The 278-nt window shown below is 37.8% G+C and carries 1 protein-coding gene; it reads right to left on the reverse strand.

The features are described 5' to 3' along the window. Positions 1-71: 71 nt before the first annotated feature. On the reverse strand, positions 72-278 hold a 207-nt coding region (locus AAEY78_RS12810; protein WP_352339705.1), incomplete at its 5' end, for a hypothetical protein.

Raw genomic sequence — 278 nt, forward strand, 5'->3', positions numbered from 1 at the left:
GCATAGTACTGTCTAACCGTTTTTTCAAAGTCAGATTCAGATAGTAAAGTGTAATCTGTTTTTAAAAATGCTTATGCAAGCCATTCATCTTCGGCGCAAACTACCTTATTTATACTAAACTGCGGGATATCTTCTCTGTTTATAAACGCTGACAAACAGTACTCTTGGAGTCCGTTCTCGCCATACAATTCGTTGTTAATGTCGGTTCTACCAAAATTAATGGTTTTAACAAAACCATCGTTGCGCCAATAACCAAACCCTGTTGTTTTTCGAGGTGG

Source organism: Psychrobacter sp. 16-MNA-CIBAN-0192 (genome assembly GCF_040309565.1).
Classification (GTDB): domain Bacteria; phylum Pseudomonadota; class Gammaproteobacteria; order Pseudomonadales; family Moraxellaceae; genus Psychrobacter.